This is a genomic window from Rhizobium sp. NFR03 (assembly GCF_900111275.1).
Taxonomy (GTDB): Bacteria; Pseudomonadota; Alphaproteobacteria; order Rhizobiales; family Rhizobiaceae; genus Ferranicluibacter.
Genome location: NZ_FOGR01000027.1, coordinates 1 through 3,985, shown reverse-complemented (window position 1 = coordinate 3,985; position 3,985 = coordinate 1). Strand labels below are relative to the sequence as shown.

The 3,985-nt window shown below is 63.6% G+C and carries 4 protein-coding genes; all 4 read left to right on the top strand.

The annotated features are described in order from the left end of the window. On the top strand, positions 1–1,053 hold a 1,053-nt coding region (gene iolG / locus BSG19_RS25545; protein ID WP_139274840.1), incomplete at its 5' end, for an inositol 2-dehydrogenase. A gap of 52 nt (positions 1,054–1,105) precedes the next feature. Continuing rightward, complete coding sequence (gene iolE / locus BSG19_RS25540; protein ID WP_092990797.1) at positions 1,106–2,020, top strand: myo-inosose-2 dehydratase; 915 nt, start codon at positions 1,106–1,108, stop codon at positions 2,018–2,020. A 23-nt stretch (positions 2,021–2,043) separates the two neighbouring features. After that, a complete protein-coding gene (locus tag BSG19_RS25535) occupies positions 2,044–3,216 on the top strand; it encodes a Gfo/Idh/MocA family protein (RefSeq protein ID WP_092990796.1) in 1,173 nt (390 codons plus the stop codon). A 29-nt stretch (positions 3,217–3,245) separates the two neighbouring features. Beyond that, the coding region (locus BSG19_RS25530) for a Gfo/Idh/MocA family protein (RefSeq protein WP_092990795.1) at positions 3,246–3,985 on the top strand (740 nt) is incomplete at its 3' end.

The window sequence follows — 3,985 nt, the reverse complement described above, 5'->3', positions numbered from 1 at the left end:
CAACGAACGAAGCCGAAGTGGCTCGGATGGATCGGGAGGATCTTCATGCTACATCTCGCCGTCTTCGGTGCAGGGCGCATCGGGCATGTGCATGCGACGAACGCCGCAAGCCAAACTTCCGTGCGGGTGCGCTATCTTGTCGATCCCATCGAGAGCGAGGCGCGCTCGGAGCTTGCAGCGAACGTCGGCGCCGACATCGTCGAGGCTGCACAGGTCTTTGCCGATCCGTCGGTCGATGGAGTGATCATTGCAAGTTCGACGGACACGCATGCCGCTCTGCTGATCGAGGCCGCGCGTGCCGGCAAGGCCATCTTCTGCGAAAAACCTGTGAGCCTCGATTTTGCGACGGTCGAGACGGTCACGGATGCGGTGGAGCGTTCGGGTGTGCCGTGCCTGCTTGCCTTCCAGCGCCGCTACGATCCGGATTTCCGCTTCGTGAGGGACCGGATTTCGGATGGCACTGCGGGACGGCTGGAACACATCGTCATGCACACGCGCGATCCCGCACCGCCGCCCCGCTCCTATGTCGAGCGGTCCGGCGGCATGTTCCGGGATCAGGCGATCCATGACTTCGACATGGCGCGCTACCTGCTGGGTGAGGAGATCGTGACGGTCTACGCCGCCGGCAATTGCCTCATCGACCCCGCGATCGGCGAAGCCGGCGATATCGATACGGCCATGGTCACGCTGACCTCCGCCTCCGGGCGCTTCGTCCAGATGATCAACTGCCGCCGTGCACCCTTCGGCTACGACCAGCGTCTCGAAGCGCTCTGCGCCCATGAAGTGCTCTATGTCGAGAACCGGCCGCAGCGCGGGGTCGTCATCGCCGCCGCCGACGGCTTCAGGGCCTCTCCGCCGATGAACTATTTCATCGAGCGCTTCTCGACAGCCTATCGCGCCGAGATGTCCGCATTCATCGACCTGATCCGGGCCGGCACAAAACCGCTCGCGACGATCCGCGACGGTCTGGAAGCGCAACGGATCGCGGAAGCAGCGGTGACGTCCGTCGCCACCGGCCTGCCCGTCCGGATTGGCCCCGACTGGAGGCCCTGAAGGGCGACACCGCGTGGCAACCCTGGCACAATCCTTCATACCGGAGATCATGATGAGATCTGAAAACCTTTCGGCGCTTCCGTCCGGAGTCCGCCTCGCCGTGAGCCCTTTGTCCTGGGCGAATGATGTCCTGGAGGATCTTGGCGCGGATATCCCGGTCGAGACCTGTCTCGATGACGCCGCCCGTGCCGGCTACGAAGGGGTGGAGCTTGGCCGCAAGCTGCCGCGCACGCGACAGGCGCTCGCCCCCTTGCTCGACAGTCGCGGGCTTGCTCTCGCCTCCGGCTGGCATTCCGGGCAACTTGCCGAAGGCAGCGTCGAAGACGAACTAACCGCCGTGGCTCCCCATGCGGATCTGTTGCGCTCCATGGGATCGACCGTCATGGTCTATGGCGAAACGGCCATGATGACGCCCGGTGCGCCTCTCGATGCGCCGATGTCCCGGAGGCGGCATCTCGCGGGAGAGGATGTCGCGGCCTATTCGGCCCGATTGACCGATTTCGGCACCAGGCTCGCCGATATCTACGGGCTGACGCTCGCCTATCACCATCATCTCATGATGGTCGCCGAGACGTTCGACGAGATCTCGTCGATCTTCGACGCGGCAGGGCCGTCGGTCGCGCTTCTCCTCGACACGGGCCATGCGGCGGCGGCAGGCTTTGCCTACCCACAGCTGATCGAGCGCTTCGGCGACCGCATCGTCCATATTCACCTGAAGGATGTCCGCGCGCCGGCTCTTGCCGCGGTTCGCACCCGTGACCTGAGCTTCAATGAAGGGGTGCGAAGCGGCATGTTCACCGTCCCCGGTGACGGCGCGCTCGATTTTGCGCCACTGGCGCGCTTCGTGCGGGAAGCCGGCTATCGCGGCTGGCTTGTGGTCGAGGCAGAGCAGGATCCGGTGATCGTGCCGCCTTTGCCGGCCGTCACTGCGGCTTTCCACCATATCCTTGCGCATTTCTCGGCCTGATGGCCCCCTTGAGGACAACGACGATGCCCAAAAAGACGCTGAATATCGGTCTGATCGGCTCCGGCTTCATGGGGCAGGCCCATGCCGATGCCTACCGTCGCGCGGCCACGCTCTACCGGGATTTGCCGGCAATCCCCCATCTGAGCATGCTTGCCGATGTCACGAGCGAGCTTGCCGCCGATGCAGCGAAGCGCTTCGGCTTCGAGCGGAGCACCAGCGACTGGCGGACGCTAGTGACCGATCCCGACATCGACGTGGTCGACATCACGTCGCCCAACGCGATGCACCATGAGATGGCGCTTGCTGCCATTGCCGCCGGCAAGCACGTCTATTGCGAGAAGCCGCTATCGGTGACGCTGGCCGAGGCCGAGGAGATGGCCGAGGCGGCACGACGGCAGGGCGTGAAGACCATGGTCGCCTTCAACAACATCAAGACCCCTGCCGCCATGCTCGCCAAGATCATGATCGACCGCGGCGATATCGGCACGCCGATGCGGTTTCGCGGATGGTTCGATCAGGGATTCTTCAACGATCCGGACCTGCCGTTTTCCTGGCGGTGCACACGCAAGGATGCTGGATCGGGAGCGCTCGGGGATCTGGGAAGCCATGTGATCTCGGTGGCGCAATATCTGGTCGGCGATATCGATCAGGTCATCGCGCAGACGCAGACCTTCTTTCCGACGCGGCCCGTGCCGCAAAGCGGTTCCGGCTATGGGGCGACGTCGGACACGGATGCGCCGCGCGCGACGGTGGAAAACGAGGACCAGATCCAGACGCTGATCCGCTTCAGCAATGGTGCGGGCGGTACGATCGAGGCATCGCGTGTCGCTGCCGGCAAGGTCTTCGGCATCTACTGGGAGGTTTCCGGCACAGAGGGCACCATCATCATGGATGGCGAGCGCTTCAACGAGTTGAAGATCTCGCGCTTCAACGATCCGAAGCCGGACCGCGGTTTCAAGACCATCCTTGCGGGAAGCCAGGTGCCGCAGTTCGGCGCCTTCTTCGGGTTCGATTTTGCAGGCGGCGGTCTCGGCTATTTCGACGTGAAGGTCATCGAGGTCCGCGATCTCATCGAGGGCATCTGCAACGGCGCGGACTGTTTTCCGAACTTCGACTTCGGGCTTGCCAACGAACGCATCATCGACGCCATGGAACGCTCCGTCGAGACCGGGTCCTGGCAGAAGATCTCCGGCTGACACGCGACGAACGAGAAGGAGAAGCCACCATGTCTTTCCCCGAAACACTGCCCCTGCCCCGGACCCGGCCACCGATGGAGGCACCCCCGCTTCGCTGGGGTATTCTCGGCTCGGGATGGATCGCCGCGAAGTTCGTGGAGTCGGTTCAGGCGCATACGCGCCAGACGATCGCGGCGGTCGGCTCCCGATCGCCCGAGGCCGCCGAGAGGTTTGCAGCCGACTGGCAGGTTCCTCATGCCTACAGCAGTTACGAAGCGCTCGTTTCCGCCGACGATATCGACATCATCTATGTCGCGACACCCCACAACCTGCATCATGAGCACGCGATGTTGGCGATTGCGGCAGGAAAGCATGTCCTCGTCGAGAAGCCCGTGGCTCTCAATCACGCACAGGCAGCGGAGATGGTGGCCGCCGCTCGGACGAAAGGCGTGTTCTTCGCCGAGGCTCTCTGGACCTACTTCCTCCCCAAATTCGACGTGATCAGCCAGATCCTCGATGCCGGCATCATCGGCGACATCCTCTCCGTCTATACGGAGTATGGCGAATACCTGCCGCGCGACCATCGGATCTTCGATGCGACGCTTGCCGGCGGGCCTCTGCTCGATCTCGGTACATATCCCGTCTCGCTCCTCGCCAAGCTTCTTGGCACGCCCGAACGCATCGTCGGCCTGGCCACGCCCGACCCGGCCGGCGTCAACGGACAGCTCTCCGTTGTCGTCTCCAACAAGAGCGGCGCTCTCGGCACAATGTCGACATCGCCTTACGGTTT

Excerpts from the sequence above, each read along its gene's own strand:
- iolE (WP_092990797.1), top strand. The coding sequence starts at position 1,106 with ATGAGATCTGAAAACCTTTCGGCGCTTCCGTCCGGAGTCCGCCTCGCC.
- BSG19_RS25535 (WP_092990796.1), top strand. The coding sequence starts at position 2,044 with ATGCCCAAAAAGACGCTGAATATCGGTCTGATCGGCTCCGGCTTCATG.